Here is a 23,896-nt window from a genome sequence, read left to right as displayed (position 1 = left end):
TCGCTTATCCTATCTGATGTGCCTGCTCTACATGTGGTGGGCTTGCGTAAGTTGTAGGCGTTGCGGGATACTGGCAATCACTATTTCACCCCGAATAGGTGATGCGCAGAGGTTATTCAAGGGGTTTATAGTTGATCAATCGAATTTGAAAACAAGGCATCCTAAGAGACAGGATGCAGGAGTTTGTATGGATGCTACGTTCTTGCTTATTGCTGGAATGACTCTCATCTCCAGCTACCTCAGTCTCCGCAGTCCTGAGGTTTTTGCTCTACTGTTTTTTGTTACGTCTGTGTTTGGGCTTATCGTCAGTTTCGTTATCGCCCCTACCCTTTTGCAGACCTTCGTTCTGCTCTTTGGCTTGTACTGGATCTACAAGCTGTGGCGCACCAGCCCAACCCTGATTTAGGCACTCGACCGCCTAAAGTCGTGCTGAAGCTAGACGCATTTGAGGCGCTTTGCATGAAGCTACCCAAGTATCGGTTGTTCCATTTCAGTTTTTCCTGCTTGTCCGGATGGCTGTCAGCAGTTCCTGATGGACCTCAGCAGAAGCGGCAATCACCAAACCCGGACGGCCATAGTCCGTGCAGGTATGCAATGGAGGAGGAACTTCTCCATCATGCGTAGTGACAATACAACCTAATTCCTGAGCCATAAAGGCTAATAACGCCCCATCAATAAATTTGCCGGCCCGAATTACCACTCCCGTCAGTTCGCCACTCAAAATACCGTTGACATTGGGAATGTTGACGTCCTTTGAGTAATCGGTCTCCGTACATAACACCTGGTAGTGGTGGGGTAGAATCGCGGCCAGGTGAGTCATGCCCAGCCCAAGCAACAAGGTAGGTTTATAGGTCATTACCTGTAGGGGTTGGGCTTGCTCCAAGCCTTCATCCAGGGAACCTTCCCAGATTCCCTCACCTTGAAGTGCGTAGGTGAAGGTGTTCAGGGCCGGGGTGAGAGCGATCGCTCCTGCAAACTCATCCCGATTCAAAATTCCTAACAGGATTTGATAATTGGGATGTCCATCCAGGTAATAGCGGGTGCCATCAATGGGGTCGAGGGTGACCAGATAATCGTCCTGCGGCCCCAGAGTAATGGCCCGAAAATACTTCGTGTTATAGGTCTGCTCATACTCCTCCCCATAGAAGCGGATGTTCGGAAAGGTTCCTAACAGTGCTACCTCAACCAGGGTTTGAATCGACAGATCCGCATCACTCAACGCCGCACCAAAGGTACTATCAAAGCCATCTTTGGCAGGGCGATCGCGAATAAACGGTTGAATCTGCTTTGCGTAGGAGGCGGCGACCTTCAGATAGGGAAAGAGCGCTTCTAGAATCTGACGAGGGGTCGGAGAGTTCATACAGGATAGTGAATGCTGAAGGGATGAAAGAGCCAATTGTCTGGGAAAAGGGTACAAGGTCAGGCTTGATGAGATTAGCCCTCACCTAGACGGCAGCGATCGCCCTCTCCACAAGCGAGTCGGGCTTGTCGTTGCGCCACCAGGGTTGCCAGGTCAGGACGCCCTGTTAACCGTAAGCGCCAATCCGCCCAAACGCTATAGGCCCAGTCTGCCAATGGCCCCACTATCGGCCAGCGGGTGGGAGCATACACCCAGCCCAAGCCCAATACGGTATAGACCTGACGAAATACCTCCACATTTTTGATCACGGTGCCGTCGCGGCGCACCGCATGGATATGTCCCATCGCCGCCTCAAAGGTGACGCCGCCATTCTCTTGGGGGGTGTAGCGATCGCTCATAACATCCACAAACGCGATCAGCCCCCGGCCGTCGTCCTTCTTGCGCAAAAAGTTTACTTCTCGAACACAGAGCGGGCATTGCCCGTCATAGAGCAACTTGATTTGCCAGGTATCTGGCAGGGCTTCAGAAGCAGAGGTCGCGGCAGAATCGGAAGAAACCGGAGAACGGGTCATGGATAGGTTGGGTAAATGGGATTACTGCTATTTTAAGAAATTTGAAGGCAGGGCTCCAAATCCTTTGGGCTACTTGCGCGCACTGCACTACACGAGGCTCTGTAGCGGGATGCGAATAGGTCTAGTACAAATTGGGGTTGAAACATCCTCAACCCACCCCTTTTGTCCTGAATGGACTTTCATACTTTTGCGAACATTCAGAGCCCATTTTGTGAAACACTCTGAATACTCTAAATAATTGATGCATCTGATATAACGCGAGAGAAACCTATGTGGCGAGTTATTGTTCAATGCCCTGCTGAAAGTTGGCGCCAATACGCAACCGAGTTTAAAGCGATCGCTGAAAAATACTCCAGCACACCGTTAGCCTCCAAAAAAATGAAGGATGACGAACGTCGCATTATGGAATATCAAATTGAGAACGTTAATGAAGCCGAAGAATTTATAGAAGAATGCGTGGCTTTAGAGGGTTTTACAGCAACCTTTGAAGCACTGTAGTAATTCAGTGAGGCTGGAAATTAATAGCCAGAAAACTTTGAGATTAAAAGAACAAACACAACACAGAGTTCTTGCATGACGCATGAACTATTTTTGAGAACAGTGAAGTAGACAGAACTAGCCGAAACAATTTACATCAAAAACACTAAGAATGCGTACGTCTGGAGTAGCCCTATTTTTTAGTTACAGGAAGCTTTAGAAGTCCGGTATTTTCTCAAGGTGCCTATGCCAACAGATGCCGATCTCAATTCGCAATTTATTCGGCTAGATGGTCGTAGCTACAAAGCTTACAAAGACCTTCAAGGTCGCTATCAATTTAAGGACTTCACGTTGTTTATCGACTACGTGCAGGGGGATCCCTTTGCTGCACCCAGTCGTTTGCGTGTTCAAGTGCCGCAAACCCAAGCCCAATTTCCACAAGACCTGTACGCTACCCCAAGCCGGGTGATCGCCCTGTGTGACTTCCTGCACCGCCAGTTTGCTTACCAGGCAAACCGATTGCAAACCAACCGGGGTAGTGGAAAAAGTGGCCTGGTTGCGATCGCCCCTATAGGCCAGCAGGTTCTAGAACGTTCCTCACTCTGGGTATCTGACCTCTGTGTAGAAGCTCGCTTTGTTGTCGGTCTACCTGCTCAGGGTCGCACCATTCTGGGTCGGCAAGCCGCAGAACTGCTTTGTGAAGATTTGCCTGAGATCGTGATGCGATCGCTCATCTACTCCGCGTTAGATGCATCAATTCTGCGCCGCCATATTGATGTCGTCGAAGACGCTGACTGGCTGCGGCAGCAATTGCCCAGCCGCAACCTAGTCGCGTTCATCCCAAACGGTGCCATTCTTCCCCGCCAAAGTGGTGTAGACGATCGCCCCTTACAAGAATCGGCTCAACCCTTTCGGGCTCCGCGAGAACTAGAAGTCGAGTTTGAACGACCTAACCAGGGCCCCATCCGTGGCATGGGCATTCCCGAGGGCATCACATTAATTGTGGGGGGCGGCTACCACGGCAAATCGACCTTGTTGCAGGCGATCGCCCTCGGCATTTACAACCACATCCCCGGTGATGGTCGTGAACAGGTGGTAACGGTGGCAGAAGCCACCAAAATTCGCGCTGAGGATGGCCGCAGCATTACAGGGGTCGATATTTCCCCCTTCATCAACCACTTACCCCAGGGTCGTTCGACCACCCATTTTTCCACTGAAAACGCCAGTGGCAGCACGTCACAGGCTGCCAGCATCATGGAAGCCCTGGAAGCGGGAGCCACAGCTCTTTTAGTGGATGAAGATACCTCAGCCACCAACTTTATGATTCGCGATCGCCGTATGCAAGCGTTGATTGCCAAGGATCGCGAACCCATCACCCCATTTATCGACAAAATCCAACAGCTTTATCAGGAGTATGGCGTCTCCACCGTGCTCGTGATGGGCGGCAGTGGCGACTATTTTGATGTGGCTGACACAGTGATTGCCATGACGAACTACGAGCCAGAGGCCGTAACCGAGCAGGCCCGGGCGATCGCAGCCGAATACACGATTCACCGAACGATGGAAGGGGGCGATCGCTTCGGCTCCCTCCCCAGCCGCATCCCTGTCCCACTGACTCAGAATTGGGATGATTCTCGTCCACCCAAACTGAAGGTACACGAAGTGGACGAACTGGTGATTGGACGCGAATCCATTGACCTTAGCGCCCTCGATCAATTAGTCGATGGAGGCCAGCTACGAGCGATGGGAGCGGCGATCGCCCTGCTGCGTCAGGATTATTTTGATGGTCAGCAAACGTTGATAGAGGCAATCGACCAACTCCTGAACACGGCTCAGGGCAATCTGGACGCTCTTGCCCCAAACCTTCAGGGTGATCTGACCACGTTTCGCAAATTGGATTTAGTGGCGGCAGTCAGCCGCATGCGATCGTTCACCCTCACCCATTCTTAGGGCTGTACTAGATCCCCACATGCTAACTGACCAGGCGATCGCCATATCAGAAGTGCCATTACCCATTCCTCACTTTTCTATGGCAAAACCTTAAATCTAGGGTGAACCTGAAAGCGTCTCGTAGAAAAGCTGCCAGAATAATCCTCAGCGCTTGTACAAGGTCAGAATTATGAGCCAGGGTTTATCTTCCACACCATCCATGGCGATCGCCACCGCCCTTCACCTGCATCAACACCTTCGCGATCAGGTGCAACGCACCCAGGAGCGAGAGCGATCGTGGCAGGGAGGCATTGTGGCACTGGCGGCGATCGGCACCTGCTTTGCCCTGCTTCCCTGCCTGCTTCAAGACATCCCGGCTGACCTGGCACAGTGGTCTCAAGTCAGCCGGGTGGTCTTGGCGCTTGTGGGCTTAGGGTTGTTGGGTCTGGTGTTTCTATCCAATCGGTTTAGCCACAACAGCACCACGCTCAACGCGGCAATGGCCGCAACTGAGCGAGCCATCTACTTTTATCAGACATTATTGCAATATCGAGCCGATCGCGATTTTTGGCTCCAGCAAGAGCTGCGACGCATTCAGCAGGAATTGCAGGAGCTGATGATTCCGTTTCCCGACAGCAGCGGAACTCCCTCCTTAAAACAGGCTCCAAACCTCACAGCCCATGAGTATTTGCAGCAGCGGTTGGTGGCCCAACTCCAACAGTTAACGCAGCAAACTCACGGGTTGACTCGTCAGCGCCATCGCACCCAAACCGCCCTGGGTATTTGCATTGGAGCAGTCGTGTTGGTGCCCATTGTGGCTCCCAACGTGTTGGTCTGGGGAGCGATCGCCCTGTGTCTGAGTATTGCATTGGTGCTGTGGCTGCGAGTCTCTGCGCTCCGACCCGCCATTGAAACAGCTAGCCAACTGAGTCTGGGGTTAACCCTGTTACGGGATTACTGGAACAGCCTTCCAAACTTGGCACGTACCAGTTTGGAATTTTTTCGGTTAGTGGTCGCCACTGAAACTTTATTGGAGAGCCCCTACCGTCAAATTACCGACCAGATTCGAGACTCGATGGAAATACTGCAAGATCAACAGTTTGATCTGATTCAGGAAGTCTTGAACCAGCCCCTTCCTGCATCGCTAGTAGAGGAACTCCAAACCCGCTCTCTGGAAAAAGAGGGAACGGCCCAGTCTCTTACCGCCGGAACAGCCCTTACCCAAGTTGCCGTTACCGAAGAATTACCCGCTCTCACCATCACCACCGCCGAAGTAGTTTCCAACGGTTCCCAGAGTGGTAAAGCGTTAACTGCGGCCCCAATAAATCAGCCCCCATCCCACATCAACAAGCGGAGCCGACCCCATGCCTTTGTGATCATGCCCTTTGGCCGTAAACAGGGGCCCGACGGTCACTGGATCGACTTCAACAGTATCTACCAAAACTTGATTCGTCCCGCTCTGGAAGAAGCCGGCTTTGAGTCCTTCCGAGCCGATGAGGAAGAGGCCAGCGGTGACATCCTCACCGACATGTTTCAGGAGTTGCTGTTGGCAGATTTAGCGATCGCCGACCTCAGCATCGACAACGCCAATGTTTTCTACGAGTTAGGGATTCGCCATGCTTTCCGCAAACGAGGCGTAGTCCACATCCAGGCAGGCCGGGCTTACATGCCCTTCGACATTTTCAATGTACGAACCCTGCCCTACCACTGTGACGAGAACGGTTGCCCCGACCCGGCCTACCTCGAAAAAGATAAAGCAGCCCTGATCAAGATGGTTGGGGCAACCTGGAAAGCTGAGCGCAACATGGTTCATAGCCCAGTCTTTAACCTGCTAAATGGATTGATCGAACCCGATCGCCGTACCCTGCGTACCCCCCTGGCAACCGGCTACTGGCAGGAATACACCTCCTTGCAGTCGAGGATTGCGATCGCCCAACGGCAAAAGCGCATTGGCGATGTGGTGCTGCTGGCCGAAGAAGTCAGCAACCCTCTGGTGAAGGAAGATGTGCTGGCAGACGCAGGTAAAGCACTGAAAGATATGGGGAACTCTGCTCTGGCATTGAAAGAATATCGTCAGGGTTTAAAGCTCAATCCTGATAATGTCGACTTTCGTTGTGAGGAAGCCTATCACCTGAGCCGCCTGGGGCAATCGGATGAGGCGATCGTCAAGCTGGAAAAAGTACTGGGCGACGTGCCTACCTGCGTCAAAGCAGCCACTTACCTGGCCCGGATTTACAAAGATCTGTGGAAGCATGCCTGGTCAAATATTACCGATGCCAAGAAGCGTCTGCAAACAGCCTACGAAGCCTCCTTTTTGTTGCAACGAGCGATCGATAATTACCTGCGGGGTTACCGGCTGGATCAGAACCAGTACTATCCCGGCATTAATGCTCTGATGCTGACCGCGCTGCTCGATCACCTGGCCACTAGTGCTGAGGTGGAAAGCGGTGATATTGATGAGCTAGCCTATCGCAGCAAGCTGCCAACTCTCTGTGGCTCCGTGCAGTTCTGCCTGGAAAGTACTCTACACTGCACACCAAACGACTACTGGGCAGCGATGTCGTTAGGAGATTTAGCGGTCTGTGTAGCGGAGACTCCGCAACAGGTCGCTACGGCCTATCGCAAAGGGTTGGCGGTGCTGTGGAATTACAAATTTGGGCTGCAGGCTACGCTGGAGCAGCTCTATCTGTTGCAGTCTCTTAACTTTCGTCCGGCTTTTGTAGAGATCGGGCTTAGCGTTCTGCAACCCGAGCTGAATCGCCTTGTACAAGCAGAGTCCCTGGTTTCTCCCAACCGAGAGGAGGAGGAATGGTCGAAGCCATCCCAGGTACTTCTCTTCAGTGGCCACATGTTGGATAATCCCTCACGAGCTAAGCCCCGCTTTCCTGCTTCTATCGAACCGGAGGCAACGCGTCGCCTGGAGGAAGCGCTGGATAAGTTTTCCGTTCAAGCCAACTGTATTGCGATCGTCCCTGGCCTGGCTTGTGGAGGTGACATCCTGTTTGCAGAGGCATGCTTGCGGCGCAATATGCGGATTGAAGTGTATCTCCCCTTCGAATCCTCAGCGTTTATCTGCGATTCGGTTAGCTTTGCTGGAGATAGCTGGGTAGAACGGTATTACACCATCATCAACAGCCCCAATATCACAGTGCATCTGCAGCCCGATCGCCTGGGCCCCGTCCCCGGGTACGACAACCCCTATGAACGCAACAATCGCTGGGCTCTCTACTCAACGCTGATGTACGACATCAACCGCGTTCGTCTGATTGCCCTGTGGAATGGGCAGGGTGGCGATGGCCTGGGAGGTACCGCCGATATGGTGCAACAGGTGCGGCAACTGGGTGGCATGGTCGAGCATATCGACATCACCAAGTTCGATTACTGGAAAGAGCAGCAGGGGCAGGGGCAGGCGATCGCCACCAGCATGTCCTAATCTCCGAACAGAGTACAGCACTAAAAAATTAGGGCAGGGACTTCATACCTGCCCTATCTCTATCATCTTAGGAGATTTCCAGCAATGAAATTACCCCCCAGGATGTTGGTGTTTTGCCCGCTTCGCGGGCAAAACACCAACATCCTGGGTAAATTCTTATGCAGAAACCTTCTTCGGGAATTTGGTTAACCTGAGGCCGGGATAAGCTGAAGTGTCCATTTTGAAGTGCTGCGCGTTGCGCGGCACTCCAAGATTCCCTTAACCCGACCTCAGGTTGATTAACTCGACTTTGGACTAAATTGGGTTTCGCTTCACTGAAAAGCTTGCTACGCAAGCTTTTCAGTGAAGCGAAACCCGAAAACCCGCTGCGCGGTAGGCAGAATTAGTCCAAACTATGAGTTCAGTTGTTTGATCAGGTGTTGTAATTCCGGGAGAATCAAGTTTTCCATGGCCAACACCACCGCTCCCCGGGCACCAGGAAGAGAAAAGATCAAGGTATTTTGGCGAATTCCAGCTACGGCACGGGAGGCGATCGCTCGTGACCCAATTTCTCGATAACTCAGCCAGCGGAAAATTTCGCCAAAGCCTGGTAGGGTCTTCTCCAGTAAACGCTCGACCGCATCATAGGTGGTATCCCGAGGGGCAATACCCGTGCCGCCATTGAGGATGATGGCGGCAATAGCCGAGTCATCACAGAGGGATTGCACATGGGTTGCGATCGCCGCTGGGTCATCCTTCAGGATCTCATAGCTCCCCACCTGATGCCCGGCACTCACCAGCGCCATTTCAATGGCTTGTCCACTGGTGTCCGTTTCGCGGGTGCGGGTATCACTGACGGTGACAATGGCGCAGACGACTGGACGAAAATCTTGATCAGGGTGGGGGGTAGAAGTCATGGATAGGATATATAAACTACCTGAAAGATTAATTTTTCGTGCGCTTGGCGCACGAAAAATTAACGAGGACAGGCTCTATTCGTTGTCAGATTTGCTGAAGCCCAGGCCATTTTCTTCGGCATAGCGCTGCATGAAGCGCATAAACCGATCCCATTCTTCGGAGCTTTTCATAATGTACAGAGCTTCCAATGCTTCCGGTTGACCGTTGATGAATTTGGCCTTTACCTCGCGCGTCATCAACTCACCCTCCTCATCGATCAAGTACATACCGGTGATGTCTTCGGTGCTTTCGTTACTGAGGGCGACGGGCTTTTCAAAATAAAAGGTGGCGGTGCCGTTACTACCGTCCCGAGCACGAGTCAGCCGCACATCAGGAATAACACTTTCGGTAATGCCACGGGAAAATTGAATTTCTGCCATAAAGATTCTGTCCATCTCGTTACAAAAGGATTGGGAGAACCGATCTCCCTGTAACATTGCGTTACCTTTATGGGATCTATCATCTCAGATCTTGCACCAAAACCCAGATCTGTCCTTTAGCCTCCAATGGCTCACCTTTTTTAACAGGTAACCAGGGCTTCAAAATATAGCAATGTGCAAGGGGTGCATCCCACTTTTGGAGGTGAAGCGGGCTTCGCCCGCTTCACCTCCAAAAGTGGGTTTCCAAATTTGCAAAAGTGGGATGCACCCATGTGCAAGTGCGTTAAGTACAGCAACGGTGATTCTGATACACATTCCAAAGCCATTGTTCCATGCGATCGCCCATCGCTTCTCGGGAATATAGGGCTTCCACTTGCTGCCGACAGGTTTGGCGATTGATGTGTGGAAGACGGGCGATCGCCTTCACTAAGCCATCGACACTATCGGGCTCCACTAAGTATCCCGTCACTCCATCTTGCACAATCTCTGCCGGGCCACCCCGACGATAAGAAATGACCGGTACACCGCAAGCCAGCGCTTCAATCGCGACGTTGCCAAACGCTTCCACCCAGCGAGGAGTCATCAACAATCCCTGACATTTTCCCAACTCCCGTTGCAGTTCCGCCGTCGACAAAAACCCCACGTATTCAAAGGGAGCATCGGGGAAGCGATCGCCCATGCTTTGCCAATAGGCCTCGTCAGTTTTCGCTCCCCAAATTCGCAGCGGTAAGCCAACCTGTTGAGAGGCAGCGATCGCATCCTCCAACGCCTTTTCTGGAGCAATGCGGCCTACCCATCCCAATACGCTGTCAGGCTGAGGTTGAAAGGTATATTCCGACAAATCCAGGCCATTACTGAGAATGCGGCATTGGTCAGCGAAGGGAAAGGTGTCGGCTTGAGCCTTTGTATGCATTGCGATGGTTCCCGGAAAACGAGCCGCGACTTCGCCGATCACGACATCCATAGCATCCGTCAGGGAACCCATACTCACAAAGTGGGCAATCGGCTTCTCAAAAAACGGGGTGAGGTAGAAGGGTAGCCAATCGTAGGCCATGTTCACCAACACATCGACCTGGGGCTGCTGCTGCCGCGCATACTCCCACATCTCCGCCAGCACAGCCCCTTTAGGCATGACAATTGGGTCTGAGCGCTCCTGCCTTTGGGCCGTATCCTGCCAGGTTCCGGAAATTTGGGCAACATCAAAGCCATCCAAAACAGAACCTGCGGGGGCAGCAATAGTAACGGTATGTCCTCGATGTCGCAGCTCTGCTGCCAGGTTTTTCAAGGTCAGTTCTACGCCACCACCCTGGCCCGACCCCAGCGGTCCCACTGTAGTGGACAAAAACAAGATCCGTAATGCGTCAGACATGATGCGACCCTATCACTCACCAATACCCATCATGCGTGGACGTGACAGTTGCACGACTACTCCCACTCAAAATCTACAGAATGCTGGATAGACTCAGATGCGATCGCGCCGCTTCACAGTCCCGTTGAATCTGAGCCATCAGCTCATCCAGGGAGGAAAACTTCTGCTCGGGTCGCAAAAATGATTCCAAACGCACATGCAATACCTGACCGTACAGATCCCCCTGCCAATCTAAGAGGTGTACCTCTACTCGCTGGGTCTGCCCGTTCACCGTGGGACGCATTCCCAGGTTCATCACCCCAGGAAGGACTGCGGGTGGCACTGGATCGTTGGCTGAAGCCACAGCAACCCGCACCGCATAAACCCCCAGCCGGGGTATAAATTTCTCCGCAGGCACGTCCAGATTCGCGGTAGGAAATCCGAGTTGACGGCCCAGGGCATCGCCATGCACCACCTCGCCCCAGAGCTGATAAGGCCGCCCTAAAAGCTGAGCAGCTCGTTCGGGAGCGCCTCCTAACAAAGCGGCACGAATCGCAGAGCTACTGATACGCTCGTCGCCATCTCGGTGCAGGTCGACAACCGTAACATCAATACCAAAGGAGGCTGCGATCGCCTTCAGATCCACTGCCGTTCCGGAGCGATTGCGACCAAAACAAAAATCCTGACCAATGCTCACCCGCTGCGCCCGGAGCCGCTGCACCAGAATAGCCTCCACAAACTCAGGCGGCGTCATCTGAGCCAGGGCTTCGTTGAACGGCAAACGCACCAGTTGCCGAATCCCCATCTGCTGCAGGGAAGCCGCTTTTTCACTCAGGGGCGTGAGGAGCGATCGCCGCTGATTCGTAAAAAATTCTTGTGGATGCGGATGGAAGGTTACCACCGTTGGCACACCGACTTCTGGAGAAGCAGGAATCGAGGCTTCTCCCTCCGCTCCAGAAGTCACCAGGGAGGGCGAAGCCGACAATATTGGCTCGATGACGCGTTGGTGCCCACGATGAATCCCATCGAAGTTACCCAGGGCAACAACGGTCGGCGTTTGAATTAGATCGGGCGAAGAGGTAATCCACACGCTTTACATTCTGACATACTCTGTTGCCACACAACACAACCGGATTATTTTTGAAGGTTAGTATTAATGCAAAATCGTGTTTTTATATTAATACTGACCTTCAAAAAACTCCGGACTTACTGCGCGGCACTTTCAAGTCGATGTAGACAGCAGCGCCGGCTGATCTCCCTGAATTGTCATCACATCAATTTCCAGGCCTTCCCAAGCCACCACACTGTTGGGAAACACCCTCGCCGTATCCTCCTTAACCTGATCCATGAAGTCATCCGTATGAAGGGGATCGTGGTGAAAGATAACGAGCTGCTTTACGTTTGCGGCCTTTGCGGCCTTGACCGCCTCCTGCCAGGTAGAGTGTCCCCAGCCAATCTTGCTCGACTTCTCCGAATAATACTCGTCATCCGTATACATGGAGTCGTAGATCATCAGGTCTGCATTGTGCGCTAACCATAGAACATTCTCATCAAGGCGGTTGCGATAATGCTCCGTGTCCGTCACGTAAGCCACCGAGCGATTGCCGTAGGTCACGCGATAGCCAACCGCTTCACCAGGATGGTTGAGCAGAGCATTCTGGATCTTTACGTCACCTACAGTGACCGTTTCACCCACCCCAATGTCGTAGAAGGTGAGATCCGCACCCATAATTTGCAGCGGTACCGGGAAGTTGGGGTGCAGCATCTGATCGTTGAGGCGCTGCTCGATGGTGGAACCATTGGGTGCGATCGCCCCATAAATCTTGAACGTATTGCCTTTGATAAAAGCAGGAACGAAAAAGGGAAAACCTTGAATGTGATCCCAATGGGAATGGGTAAAGAACATGTGCGCGTTCAAAGGCATTTCCCGCAAGAGGGTTTGCCCAAGAACCCGCAGGCCGGTACCTCCGTCGAAAATGAACAGGTGCCCATCTATGCGCATTTCGATACAAGACGTATTGCCACCGTAGCGGACCGTCTCGGCCCCCGGACAGGCAATACTTCCCCTGACACCCCAAAAGCGAACCTTGAACTGGCTTTCCGTACTTGACATGAATCTTCTCTATTGGATTCCACTGAGCTTTGCCATCGCCTAAACCCAGCCCATGTCCTGACTCCAGGTTTAGCCTTTTCTAGCCCATTGACCTTAATATGCGAGATTTTTCTCGACCCTGCTGTGATCTGAAGTGCGTCTCCAGCCTGTATCCAAAGATGTTCTATGGGACAGGAGAAATCGCAATATCGCGATTCGGACTGATCACCCGTCGTCAGAATAGCCTCAGCAAGTGAAACTTAGCCTCTGACTCTATAATCTGTCCAGTTTAATCTGCCCACACGGAAGATACCCCAGTTCTGCTAAAAATTATCGCAAAAATCTACGAATGGCATAGCCCTCTTTACGAATTCTCTGCACCCAGCTAGAGGACGGCCACCCATCTTTGCGATCGCGTGGGTAGATTGGACTCACCTTACTACCACTCTAACTTCAAATCCCGCAGACTTGCCAATCCAGATGCACAAGTTAGGTTGTACTGCAATGGCGTAACAGTTATATATTTCTTGCGAATCGCCTGCACATCTGTCGCAACCCCTGCCATCCAATTTAGGTCATCCGACTGTAATCCTGTCTCCGCAAGGGCTAGAAACTCTAGGGGAGGCTGTGGCACATCTTCCAACAACTCCCCTGCCAACCAGTAATAGGTTTTGCCGCGGGGGTCTACTCGTTTTTCAAACTGGTCTACATAGCGTCGTAAGCCCTGACGCGTGACCATCACTCCGACAATCTCATCAGCAGGAACGGGCGGAATGTTAACGTTCAATAACATGGGGCGAGGCAACGGCTGGTCTTCTAAGCGCTTCACCAGGGTTCGGGCAAATTCTGCCGCAGGCTTAAAATCTTGCGAGGTAAAACTGCACAAACTAAAAGCAATTCCCCCAATGCCCTCAATAACCCCTTCCATGGCCGCTGACACCGTTCCGGAATACAAAACGTCCGTCCCCAGGTTAGAGCCATGATTAATGCCAGACAGCACCAGATCCGGAAACTCATCTAGCAGAGCGCCCAGGGCTAGCTTTACACAATCGGAGGGTGTGCCTGAGCAGGCCCAGGCCTTAATTCCTGAAGCAAAGCCAGATGTAACAGGCTGTGCCCGGATAGGCTCATGAAGAGTCAGTCCGTGACCTGTCGCTGAGCGTTCGCGATCGGGACAAACAACAGTAATCTCATGCCCGGCATCGGCCAGGGTATTCGCCAGGGTCTGTACACCCAGGGAATGGATACCGTCGTCGTTACTGATAAGCAATTTCATGGTGGTGAGCAGGCGCTGTGGGTGAGCAGTCAAAGGGGGCAAGCATCGTAGAGCATGACAAAACCCCCAAGGCCAGTCTAAAAGATGTTTGAGAGGTCGATGGCTACCCAGAGAGCGTTGGGGGATATTGTGTGCAAAGCACGCAATATCCCCCGTTCCAACAAAACTCTCCCCATAGCGACCGCCAACCTCGTACACTGGTTAGGAAAGGCGGTGTTAAGTACCGTTACGCGAAGAAGTCTTTTAAGAACCCATGAGTACCCCGACCCAGTCCACCGATCTTGCGACACAATTGGCTAGCCTGCGTCAGGAAGCCCAGGCGGCGATCGCCCACAGCACCACCCTGGATGAGCTGGAGCAGCTCCGCATTAAGTATCTGGGCAAGAAAGGTAGCCTTTCCCAGGTGCTGGGGGCCATGGGTAAACTGAGCGCCGAAGAACGGCCCCGCATCGGCTCTCTGGCGAACGAGGTCAAGGAAGCCGTACAGAACGCATTAACCGAGAAGAAGGAGGGGTTGCAGCAGGCGGCGATCGCGGCCCAACTTGAATCGGAAACCCTGGACGTGACCATGCCGGGTGTCTTCCGTCCCCAGGGACAGGGGCACCCTCTGACCAACACCATCGATCGCATGATCGACATCTTCGTGGGTCTGGGCTACACCGTAGCAACAGGTCCAGAGATGGAAACTGACTACTACAACTTCGAAGCCCTTAACTTCCAGCCCGACCACCCAGCGCGGGACATGCAGGACACCCTCTTCCTGCCCAACGGCAACCTGATGCGGACGCACACCTCCTCCGTGCAAATCCGCTACATGGAAGAGAACGATCCCCCCATTCGGATTGCCATTCCAGGCCGTTGCTACCGCCGCGACACGGTGGATGCCACTCACTCTGCTGTGTTCCATCAGCTCGAAATTCTCGCTGTGGATGAGGGGCTAACCTTCAGCGATCTGCGGGGCACCCTGAAGGTATTTTTGGAAGCCATGTTTGGCGATATTGAAATTCGCTTCCGTCCCAGCTACTTCCCCTTCACGGAACCCTCCGCCGAAGTCGATGTGCGCTGGAAGGGGCGCTGGCTCGAAGTGATGGGCTGCGGTATGGTCGATCCCAATGTGCTGAAAGCCGTCGGCTACGACCCCGAAGTGTACACTGGCTTCGCTGCTGGCTTAGGTGTTGAGCGAATTGCCATGGTACTCCACCAAATTGACGACATCCGCCGCATTTACAACAGCGACCTGCGCTTCTTACGCCAGTTTTAAACTACACAAAAAGGGGGGGCTTGCTGTTAGCAAGCCCCCCCTTTTGGCCTCATCATTTGTGGTGTGTGGGGTGCTTAGCACCCCACACACCACAAATGATGAGGCCTGTTTTACCTCAAAAAACGGGCTGGCCCGTTACAGGCCAGCCCGTCGATTGGGAACGCTCTCGTAGAACTACTTTTGCAGTACCAGCTTAACGTTGGCGTTCTGCAGACCAGGGCGCTTAACTTCAGCCAAGGTCTTGTTCACAGCGTATTTTTGGTTGATCGAGTTGATCAGCTCGGTTTGGTTGTGCTTCTTAGCAACACCCCACAGGTCAGCGATCAGGTCGAAAGACCCATCAGCGTTGCGGGACCAGCCCAGGTCATACTCGCCTTCCAGAACAGCTACGATGTCAGAGCGAACGCGCTGACCATTGTAGCCGCGCACATCGGCTTCGGTCTTAACCGAGATACCCAGGTCACGCAGAGACGCTTTCAGGATTTCGGCATCGGTGATCTTGGTACGCAGAGTGCTAAAGTGAGACATTTGGGATTTCCTCCTGTTGAGAAACTGAGAGAAACGACAACGTTTAGAGTTTGGGAGCGCCGCCTGTCAAACCTTTGGAGGGCAAACCGCAACGGCGTATTTTCTTAAACTGCTAGCGGCATCGCTAGCCTTTCCTTCCTGTTGGGAGCAGGATGGGAAAGTCTGTTAGAACTCCATGCGCTGATATTCAGCGACGGAGGCGGCGGCAGGTCTAGCGCGCTGTCTCGCCCAGTCGCGCAGAGCAGTAACCTGCTCGCTCATGGTCTTGGAAAGTGGCAAGGTGGACTTGATGGCGGCAATAATGTCCAGTTGGGTAAACTCCCGATCCTGGGCAAATGCTTCATACATTGCGGCAATCAACGCTTGCTCAATTTCCGCGCCCGAAAAACCTTCACAAATACCGACTAACTGATCCAGGTCAAAGCGGGTAATGTCACGCCGCCGCTTTGATAGGTGAATCTGGAAAATCTCCTTGCGTTCTTGATTATTAGGAAGATCCACAAAGAAGATTTCATCAAAGCGACCTTTCCGCAGGAACTCACTGGGCAGACGCTCCACCCGGTTAGCGGTGGCCATCACGAATACAGGGGAAGCCTTCTCTTGCATCCAGGTCAGGAAGGAACCGAAGATACGGCTGGAAGTACCGCCATCGGAATCGGCTGAACCTGTACTACCGGCAAAAGCCTTGTCGATTTCATCGATGAAGAGGATAGCAGGGGAAATGGATTCAGCCGTCTTGAGAGCATTCCGCAGGTTTGCTTCAGAACGACCCACCATTGAGCCGTCATACACCCGGCCCATATCCAACCGAATCAAGGGCAGACCCCACAGTCGGGAAGTAGTCTTTGCAATCAAGGACTTTCCACAACCGGGAACCCCTAGAATTAACATCCCTTTGGGTTGGGGTAAACCATATTCCCGTGCCCGCTCAGTGAAGGCGTTGGAACGCTGACGCAACCAGTGCTTCAGTTCTTCCAGACCACCCACAGAGTCGAGGGTTTCATCTTCTTCGATGTATTCGAGAATGCCGTTGCGACGAATCAGTTGTTTCTTTTCAGAAAGAACAATGTCTACTTCAGTTTCCGTCAGCTTGCTCGCTGTTACATGGGCCTTTCGATAGACTTTTTCGGCCTCATCGCGGGTCAAACCAAGCGCCGCTTTCAAAAGTTTCTCACGGGTTTCCGTGGTAATACGGCGAGAGCGCGTTTGCTCTAACTGCTGTGTCAAGACTTCGTTCAACTCACCCATATCAGGGAGAGGGAAATCAAGTACGACGACTTCTTTTTCCAGCTCAATGGGTACGTTTTGTACCGGAGACATAAGCAGGATAGTCTTTTGAGTATCCTTGAAGCTAGCGATCGCATCTCGCAACCATCGAGTCACCGCAGGAGAATCGATGAAGGGGTGCAAGTCCTTGAAGATAAAGATACCGGGTTCTCTTTGGCGAATGACCCACTCAACCGCGGCTTCTGGAGATACGGTATTGTGCTGGGTAACATTGCGAGGCTGGCCAAACTCAACGATGCCGTGGGTAACCGTCCAAATGTAGACTCGACGCTGGGGCTTCATTTGAGCGATCGTGGCGATCGCCTGTTCCGATCTTTCCTCCTCCGAAGTCACGAGGTAGATCAGGGGATATTGAGCTTGAATGAGTACATTGAGCTCTTCTTTCATAATCAACTGACCTACCACCTACTGGCGAGACGACGCAAACACTAACTACCAGGAAACCAAAGAAACCGAATAACTTTCGACCCCCTGGAGAAGGAGTTTTCTAGCAGGGGACTAACTCTTCTTCACCCTGCCAATCGGCATGGGAGACACTAACGGAAACTTCTTCCTCGTCTTCCAAGACAGCAACCTTCTCAGCTAAGGGCACTAATGCACCATCCCGAATAACATAAGAGTGACTGCAATCGGGGCAGGCATAGACACGATGTACATGCCCATGAGCGGTTTCGTATTCATCCACCACCTCGGAGTGAGTGAGATAAAACACAATGGCACGCTCAGCGAGGGCGGACATCGGTTCTGAATCAACCGCGGCTTTGATCTTGAGCTGGCGGTGCAATTCAGCGGGGAGATAGAGAGTAACCTTTTGCTTGTCTTGCATGATAGCGATTACACGTAATTGATACCCGGGTATGTTCGATCAGGATAGTAGCCCTCTCCAAGAGCTGTCAAGCCAGCATGACGGTTTACCGTCAATGTCGTTACATTTGTTCATAAAAGCAGCGTCAGGAAAGGGGTGGGGCGATCGCCTCTCTAGCGCTATTCGAAGCATAGGGTGCAAGGCTTCTAGCCGATTTGGATGGGTAGGTTTGATGCTGTTACTGGGAGCTTGCCAACCACTGTCCAACCTTGAGCGAGCTCAGTGGGAGACTTACCAGAATGAGCGTTATGACTTCGCCTTTCCCCACCCTGATAATTGGATTCCAAAACCGATTTTGGGCAACCGGGAGGGGCGGGAATTTCAAGCTCCTCAGCAGAACCAGGTCACCATCCAAGGATGGGCCAGCCAGGTTTCCGAGGTGCCATCCGTCTCTTCTCCGCAACCGGAGCATGGCATGTTTCCGAACTTCACCACCGAGCAGGGGTTGCAGGGACAGCTAGAGGTAAAGATTGGGAAAGACATGAGCAATATGCGGCTGACCCTGACCCAGAATGGCGTGATTTATTACTGGGAGGGGCGATCGCCCAGCGATGATTTTGATGACTACTTCAAATTTTTCTTCTATGTCGCCAAGCAGTATCAGGTGGGTGAATCCAACCGAACTCCTTAGCCTGCATTCTTGAAGCCCTTTCCACAAAGAGAGAAGCTCCAGTTACCTCAAAAACAAAATCATGCGTGGAATACATTTGCCTCTGAGTCTTTTTGTCTATGATGAGGCGAGAAACCGTTGGTTGTCCTGTCGGTAATTGGGGCGTGCTCCCGCTCCAGGCTCCGTTCTCCGGTCATTTCAGAGTGCTTGTCTCCCTATGCTGTTGGAATCCGCCCCTACTCCTCACTCACCTACCCCGGCGTCTGTGGTATCGGCCTTTGACCCCTATCACCGCTTCGTTCGCCCCATCGGAGCGCGCGCCCTGTATGGGTTGTGCATTTTGGCAGGGGATCTGTTGGCCGTAGACCCGGTTCAGGGCTATTTACTAAAGATCAATCCAAAGACAGATCAGGTCACTATTCTGAATTCGCACCACGGCGATCGCTTCCTCGACGTAGCGAGCCTGGCAGTTTCTGACGATACCCTCTGGTTCACTCAGGACAATGTCATTTACCGCTGCGCACTCAGTACCTTAGAGCCAGAAGAATTTGCTTCACTGCCTTACCCGGCAGATGGAATAGCCGTATGGCAATCAACCATCTATGTCAGCTGCCAGAAGTGCGGTTACATCTTGATTTTTGACGCGCGTTCCGGGGAGGAAATTACTCGTTTCCCGGCACCCGGTGTGGGTGAGGAGCGGTTAACCATCCGAGGGGAAGAATTGTGGGTATGCGATCGCACAGAGCAAAGTGTGTATTGCATGGATCGTGCCACTGGGGAAGTGCAGTTCAGCATCCTTACGCCATTTGTCGAGCCGACCGGGCTGGCCTTTCACCCAGAAGGCAACGTTCTCTACGTTTCCTACTCCAGCGAAGAACCGTATGTGCGGGATAACCCCAACAATCCGGATTATCCCTATGAGTTATCGGTGCGCGATCGCACCTTTATTCATCCACTGCACTATCACTACGACGCCGAGAAGCGCTGCACTCTCTCCAATGGGTTTCTCATCGAAATGACCTATGTGGAAGAGATTGCGCCATTGGAAGAAGTCGATATTCGAGGGCTGGAATGGCGGATTGCGCTACCCGCAGAAACAGATCGGCAGAAAGTACGATCGGTAGAACCGATTGGTTTGCCCTTTACTGAAGAAATTCACGAAGGACAGCGGGTTGCGGTGTTCTCATTTGAGACCTTGAAGACCGGCGATCGCTATCTATTTGGATGGAAGGCGTTACTGGAAGTGCGGGGTATCAAATACCAGTACACCTTCGACGACGTGTATGACGTACCAGCCTTGCCGCTGGAATTTCAGGGCCGTTATCTGGTGGATGATGATGAGCTGTCTATGGATAACCCGTTGATTCAGCAGGCCGCGCGGGAAGCGATTGGAACGGAGACGAATATTCTTCGTAAGATGCTGAAGATTCGTAATACCGTTTACGATCGCCTGTCCTACGGTCTGACCGTTCACATTGCGTCGCCGGATGTAGTGTGGCAACGGGGAATTGGCTCCTGTGGTGAGTATGTGGGCGTCTTGCTGGCGCTGGCGCGCCTGAATGGAATTGCCTGTCGGACGGTGGGGCGGTATAAGTGCCCTCCGTTTGGCGATCGCCATCACACACCCCTCGAACCCGACTACAACCACGTTTGGATTGAGTTTTACATTCCCGGTGTTGGTTGGTTGCCCATGGAATCGAATGTGGATGATGTCGTTGAGGGGGGCCCGTATCCTACGCGCTTCTTCATGGGCCTACCATGGTGGCATGCTGAGATGGCAAAGGGCATTAGCTTTGAGGCCCTTTCCACGCCCGATGATTCCCTGGAAGTTTCCATTGGAGATCTGTCAATCAATCACATTCGTTTTAACATTTTGGGAGAACTGCCACCCCTTGCTTAAACACTGCTTTTCCGAGAACCAGGCCTCCGGAAAAGCAGTCAATCTCGTAGGGCTTACGCATTCCTGTTGTGCATGATGTGCGAGGTACGCCACACACAGCAAGAATGCCTTACAGATGGGGGCCTCGCATACGGCGCTTTTCAAGCGCTTCAAACCTGGTTGTTTTTGTGGGAGCCACGCTCCGCGTGGCTCCCACAAAAACAACCGTGGCTGATTCAAGCGCAAAGCGCTGTAAGTCCTATCTGGATTAGAAAAGGGAGGGTCGCAGGTCCCAGGCGCGATCGTGAAAGAGGTAAACTCTTCCCCTCCCTAAAAGCACAGTCAGGAATTGCACCTGAATCTCCTCAAAAGAGGCGTGTTACGGTTACACCACAGGGCCAGGAAAAGGCATTGGAACGGGGGGCAATTCGTCGGAGTAGCGGCGATCGCTCCAATGCCACATTTTTGAAAGAACTACGGGTTGCTATGGATGATGTTGCTCATCCCAATTACAGCGCGAGAACCAACGATATCCAGAGTTGAGGAAAGGTGCTAGCTTGTAGACATAACCCAAGCAAGCTAACCGTTCCAGCACGTCTCAACCCTTTCTCGTAGTATTACCGTGCCTCGTTCAGTGTGGGCGTATTCAACGTTGATGTTCCGTTAGGTGATGGCGAAGAGGGAACCGTCACCCACAAAACGATCAGGGTCGCCACAATAATCAGAACTGTTGTTGCACCAGCAGACTCATCAGATCTACGAGGTTTTGAAGATTCAAAAACATTGCGCCGGAAACCACAGTTCAGGCACACATACGTGCCGCCATGTTGTACAACGGAGTTAATGCTGCACTTTGGGCAAGCGAGGTGGGGGTGATGTTGGCCTTCTGGGGGGGTTTGAACGCTAAAGGTCATGGAAAAGGCTCCTGATAGGGTTGAATGAATTCAGGGCAGGCAACCTCAAAGGTGTTTAACGAAAGCGCCCGGAATAACTCACGAGCATTTAACCGAGCGATCGCCTTGTGAGGGGCAGGTGTTACGGGTGAGCACCCCGATCTCAGCAGTAAGAGGACGGGAGTGGAATTCGCTTGATATATCCGTTCTACAAAGCCACTGTGGACGGAGTATGTTGCAGGTGTTGCTGCAACAAAAATTGACACACTTCTTAACAAGGTCTGCCTTATTTGGGGCTGGTTTAGTACGAGAGGGATTGGGTGTTTCACATCCGATCCCTCTCGTACTAAATGAACGAGTATAGGGCGATAGATTTAGCAGCATAGCTGAGTTTTATTACCTGCAATTTTTTAGAGGGTGAAATTCAGTAAACTAAGGGCTACAGCGTGCATCTTGACTAACGCCTATGCGTTTGCGTTTATCAGCTTCTGGGCTACAGCGGGCTCAAGAAGCCTACCGAAAGATATTCATTAGCCAAGTAGAACTAGCGAAAGAAGCACAAGTTGATAGAACTTCCGTTTACCGTTTTTTTAAGCAAGACATTCAAAACCTCGATACCTTTGACAAAATCTGTATCGCTTTAGGTTTGACTTGGCATGATGTAGGCGAAGAAGCGCTCTCTTCAAGCGGTTTTCATAACCCGTCCGGCCTAGAAATCACCGATGGCCTGGTGCAGCAAGTGCGAGAGAAAATCTGCGAGAAGATTCAGCACGACTGCGGGACGGTGCCATTGTGGGGTTACAATCCGGGCCGGCCGATGGCAGATATGTTTATCGACATTAATCTGACACCAAGCCCCCACGCGGTGGATGAGCATATTCTGGATGAGCATGCGATCGCCTTTGACGAGGACCCCGACACCTTTGGCCGCATCAGTTACCAAACTTCGGTGCAACCCATTTCTGGGCGAGCGGCCGTTCAAACGTTTAATCGCATGCTGGTGTATGGCAAACCCGGCTCTGGCAAAACTACCTATCTGCATTGGGTTGCCCTGCAATGTATTAATGGCAATTTATTTCCAGAATTAGTTCCCATCTTCATCCCCTTTGGTGAGTTCTTAGAGGAGGACTATAAGGTCAATCTGAAAGCGCATATTATCAAATACTTTGCGATAGCTCAGATTGAGCAAGCAGAAACCCGAACCGAGCGTTTGCTAGCGGAGGGGAGGCTACTTATTTTGTTCGACGGCTTTGATGAACTACCCGAGAATACCCGTCGCACCATCCAGGCTCAACTCCGGGAACTCATTTCTCAGTTTCGCCATTGCCATTTCATCATCAGTTGCCGCCCACCCTTACGCATTCACAATTTGATTGGCTTTGAAACATTAGAAATTGCAGAGTTTCGACAACCTCAGATTAAAGCTTTTGCCAAACGGTGGTTTGAATTGATTGCAAGCTATGACCAGAGCGATCGCTTTATGGAACGGCTCAAACGCCACCGCGCGATTTCTGAACTAGCCAAGACACCGTTGCTGTTACCCATGCTTTGCAATGTGTTTAACCGGGAGGGAGAATTTCCCATGAACCGGATCACACTGTATCGAAAAGGTTTCGATATTCTGTTTGAGGAATGGAATGAAGCGAGGTTTCGCCAATCGGATGCTCCCAATCCTTACAGCCAGCTTCCTACAAAAGCGAAAAAAGCACTGCTGAGCGTTATTGCAACAAACTTTTTTAAGCAGGGTAAAACATTGTTTTACCGCAACGAACTTGAACATACTGTGGAAAACTTTTTCCAGGATGTTCTTAGCATGGATACGTTGTCACTAGATCCAACGGATATCCTGGAAGCCATTGAGTTTCAACACGGCCTGGTTGTCCGCCGTGCTGCCAACTACTTTTCGTTTTCCCACCTTACTTTTCAGGAATACCTAACAGCGGTTTATCTCGTTTCAAAACAGGAACAAGCCACTGTTTATCCCTATATTTTGGATGATCGATGGAGATTCGTGATTGAAATTATTTCTGAATTGTTGCATGGGGATAGAGTCGATGATTTTTTAATGAACATGAAATACGAATTAGATAATTTACTGAAACCCTATGGAAAGCTTCAGGAATTTGTGGATTGGCTAAATCAGTTTGTTGGCCAGACATCCGAAGAATTTACCTCAAGCCAACCCTATAAAAACACGTTACTCAGAGCAATATATTTTGTTTTTTGTATTGAAGATGTAGGACGGATTTCAGGATTTACAAGCTTAAACCGACGTAAGGAATTAGAATTCCCGGACTATTATTCAGCTCCGAGCATGATTTCTAATCAACTGCTTGACATGCATAGCCTGCTATTTAGAATCTTCCATGCCAAAGCAACAGATCCTACACTCTTCTTCACTGCAATCAAAAAGATTCCTCGTCTCGTCAATTCTGTGGAGAGTTTGAAGCTGAAAGCCTCTGTAGAAGCCTGGTCTTTTCAAGTAGAGCAGCAACTGAGCAACTACCCCAACCAAACCGAATGGTGGCATGCTCGTCATGCGATGTGGAAAGATCGCGTGCGTCAGTTTTTAAGCCAACACTTTCAGGTGAAATGTGATTGGAATTTTTCGGACGATGAGAAGAACTTACTACGCCAATATTATGGTGGGACAAAATTGTTGGCAGAGTGCTTAAACCTATCTCACTCATCCAAAAGTACCTATCACCAAATTGCCAATAGCCTGTTAAGAAATGGGCTGTAAGTCATCTCGTTCCTCATGAAAAGCGTG

At 51.7% G+C, this 23,896-nt stretch carries 22 protein-coding genes; 9 read left to right on the top strand and 13 right to left on the bottom strand.

Features of this window, described 5'->3' with window-relative positions; translation table 11 throughout:
• The first annotated feature begins 187 nt into the window (after window positions 1-187).
• Window positions 188-406 (top strand): hypothetical protein, encoded by a 219-nt coding sequence (locus NDI52_RS19175; RefSeq protein WP_190772192.1) that lies wholly within the window; start codon window positions 188-190, stop codon window positions 404-406.
• An 84-nt stretch (window positions 407-490) separates the two neighbouring features.
• On the opposite strand, the gene NDI52_RS19170 is transcribed toward NDI52_RS19175, so the two are convergent.
• Complete coding sequence (locus tag NDI52_RS19170) at window positions 491-1,360, bottom strand: inositol monophosphatase family protein (RefSeq protein ID WP_190772191.1); 870 nt, start codon at window positions 1,358-1,360, stop codon at window positions 491-493.
• 74 nt (window positions 1,361-1,434) lie between these two features.
• Window positions 1,435-1,932 carry a DUF393 domain-containing protein gene (locus NDI52_RS19165; RefSeq protein WP_190772190.1) on the bottom strand — a complete coding sequence of 166 codons (498 nt, stop codon included), beginning with the start codon at window positions 1,930-1,932 and terminating at the stop codon, window positions 1,435-1,437.
• Between the two features lie 270 nt (window positions 1,933-2,202).
• Here NDI52_RS19165 and NDI52_RS19160 point away from each other — a divergent pair, with 270 nt between their 5' ends.
• The 3 genes from NDI52_RS19160 (at window position 2,203) to NDI52_RS19150 (ending at window position 7,771) form a co-directional block, all read left to right on the top strand.
• Window positions 2,203-2,430, top strand: a complete 228-nt coding sequence (locus NDI52_RS19160) for a hypothetical protein (protein ID WP_190772189.1) — start codon at window positions 2,203-2,205, stop codon at window positions 2,428-2,430.
• Between the two features lie 225 nt (window positions 2,431-2,655).
• Window positions 2,656-4,359, top strand: a complete 1,704-nt coding sequence (locus NDI52_RS19155; protein WP_190772188.1) for an ABC-ATPase domain-containing protein — start codon at window positions 2,656-2,658, stop codon at window positions 4,357-4,359.
• Window positions 4,360-4,528: 169 nt separating this feature from the next.
• A complete protein-coding gene (locus NDI52_RS19150) occupies window positions 4,529-7,771 on the top strand; it encodes a tetratricopeptide repeat-containing protein (protein WP_190772187.1) in 3,243 nt (1,080 codons plus the stop codon).
• Between the two features lie 392 nt (window positions 7,772-8,163).
• Here the strand turns inward: NDI52_RS19150 and NDI52_RS19145 are convergent, their stop codons facing one another.
• From NDI52_RS19145 to surE, 6 genes are all read right to left on the bottom strand, one after another.
• Entirely contained in the window at window positions 8,164-8,667 is a 504-nt protein-coding gene (locus tag NDI52_RS19145; RefSeq protein ID WP_190771352.1) for a MogA/MoaB family molybdenum cofactor biosynthesis protein, read from the bottom strand.
• Window positions 8,668-8,742: 75 nt separating this feature from the next.
• Window positions 8,743-9,087 (bottom strand): photosystem II reaction center protein Psb28, encoded by a 345-nt coding sequence (gene psb28 / locus NDI52_RS19140; RefSeq protein ID WP_190771353.1) that lies wholly within the window; start codon window positions 9,085-9,087, stop codon window positions 8,743-8,745.
• A 283-nt stretch (window positions 9,088-9,370) separates the two neighbouring features.
• On the bottom strand, window positions 9,371-10,456 hold the full coding sequence (locus tag NDI52_RS19135) for a glycosyltransferase family 4 protein (protein ID WP_190771354.1): 1,086 nt from the start codon (window positions 10,454-10,456) through the stop codon (window positions 9,371-9,373).
• 73 nt (window positions 10,457-10,529) lie between these two features.
• Window positions 10,530-11,525, bottom strand: a complete 996-nt coding sequence (locus NDI52_RS19130) for a bifunctional riboflavin kinase/FAD synthetase (RefSeq protein ID WP_190771355.1) — start codon at window positions 11,523-11,525, stop codon at window positions 10,530-10,532.
• A 132-nt stretch (window positions 11,526-11,657) separates the two neighbouring features.
• Window positions 11,658-12,548 (bottom strand): MBL fold metallo-hydrolase, encoded by an 891-nt coding sequence (locus NDI52_RS19125; RefSeq protein ID WP_190771356.1) that lies wholly within the window; start codon window positions 12,546-12,548, stop codon window positions 11,658-11,660.
• Window positions 12,549-12,966: 418 nt separating this feature from the next.
• Window positions 12,967-13,803, bottom strand: a complete 837-nt coding sequence (gene surE / locus NDI52_RS19120) for a 5'/3'-nucleotidase SurE (protein WP_190771357.1) — start codon at window positions 13,801-13,803, stop codon at window positions 12,967-12,969.
• 253 nt (window positions 13,804-14,056) lie between these two features.
• Here surE and pheS point away from each other — a divergent pair, with 253 nt between their 5' ends.
• A complete protein-coding gene (gene pheS, locus NDI52_RS19115; protein WP_190771358.1) occupies window positions 14,057-15,064 on the top strand; it encodes a phenylalanine--tRNA ligase subunit alpha in 1,008 nt (335 codons plus the stop codon).
• 174 nt (window positions 15,065-15,238) lie between these two features.
• Here the strand turns inward: pheS and NDI52_RS19110 are convergent, their stop codons facing one another.
• The 3 genes from NDI52_RS19110 to NDI52_RS19100 form a co-directional block, all read right to left on the bottom strand.
• Window positions 15,239-15,592 (bottom strand): DUF1257 domain-containing protein, encoded by a 354-nt coding sequence (locus NDI52_RS19110; RefSeq protein ID WP_190646429.1) that lies wholly within the window; start codon window positions 15,590-15,592, stop codon window positions 15,239-15,241.
• Window positions 15,593-15,757: 165 nt separating this feature from the next.
• Window positions 15,758-17,266 carry an AAA family ATPase gene (locus NDI52_RS19105; RefSeq protein ID WP_190771359.1) on the bottom strand — a complete coding sequence of 503 codons (1,509 nt, stop codon included), beginning with the start codon at window positions 17,264-17,266 and terminating at the stop codon, window positions 15,758-15,760.
• Window positions 17,267-17,366: 100 nt separating this feature from the next.
• On the bottom strand, window positions 17,367-17,705 hold the full coding sequence (locus NDI52_RS19100) for a hypothetical protein (RefSeq protein WP_190771360.1): 339 nt from the start codon (window positions 17,703-17,705) through the stop codon (window positions 17,367-17,369).
• Window positions 17,706-17,736: 31 nt separating this feature from the next.
• Between NDI52_RS19100 and NDI52_RS19095 the strand changes: the two genes are divergently transcribed.
• From NDI52_RS19095 to NDI52_RS19085, 3 genes are all read left to right on the top strand, one after another.
• Entirely contained in the window at window positions 17,737-18,375 is a 639-nt protein-coding gene (locus tag NDI52_RS19095; RefSeq protein WP_190771361.1) for a hypothetical protein, read from the top strand.
• Between the two features lie 196 nt (window positions 18,376-18,571).
• On the top strand, window positions 18,572-20,254 hold the full coding sequence (locus NDI52_RS19090; protein ID WP_190771362.1) for a transglutaminase domain-containing protein: 1,683 nt from the start codon (window positions 18,572-18,574) through the stop codon (window positions 20,252-20,254).
• A 390-nt stretch (window positions 20,255-20,644) separates the two neighbouring features.
• Window positions 20,645-20,776 (top strand): hypothetical protein, encoded by a 132-nt coding sequence (locus NDI52_RS19085; RefSeq protein ID WP_277874448.1) that lies wholly within the window; start codon window positions 20,645-20,647, stop codon window positions 20,774-20,776.
• A 74-nt stretch (window positions 20,777-20,850) separates the two neighbouring features.
• Here the strand turns inward: NDI52_RS19085 and NDI52_RS19080 are convergent, their stop codons facing one another.
• Window positions 20,851-21,147 carry a hypothetical protein gene (locus NDI52_RS19080; RefSeq protein ID WP_190771363.1) on the bottom strand — a complete coding sequence of 99 codons (297 nt, stop codon included), beginning with the start codon at window positions 21,145-21,147 and terminating at the stop codon, window positions 20,851-20,853.
• Window positions 21,144-21,392: a hypothetical protein gene (locus tag NDI52_RS19075; RefSeq protein WP_190789502.1), complete on the bottom strand. Its 249-nt coding sequence runs from the start codon at window positions 21,390-21,392 to the stop codon at window positions 21,144-21,146. Before NDI52_RS19075 ends, NDI52_RS19080 begins: the two co-directional genes overlap by 4 nt.
• A gap of 200 nt (window positions 21,393-21,592) precedes the next feature.
• On the opposite strand from NDI52_RS19075, the gene NDI52_RS19070 reads away from it, so the two are divergent.
• On the top strand, window positions 21,593-23,869 hold the full coding sequence (locus NDI52_RS19070; RefSeq protein WP_190771364.1) for an NACHT domain-containing protein: 2,277 nt from the start codon (window positions 21,593-21,595) through the stop codon (window positions 23,867-23,869).
• The last annotated feature ends 27 nt before the right edge of the window (window positions 23,870-23,896 follow it).

The organism is Leptolyngbya sp. PL-A3, from assembly GCF_039962325.1.
GTDB lineage: Bacteria > Cyanobacteriota > Cyanobacteriia > Elainellales > Elainellaceae > Vacuolonema.
The sequence above is the reverse complement of the archived record's forward strand: the minus strand, read 5'-3'. Positions and strand labels throughout refer to the sequence as shown.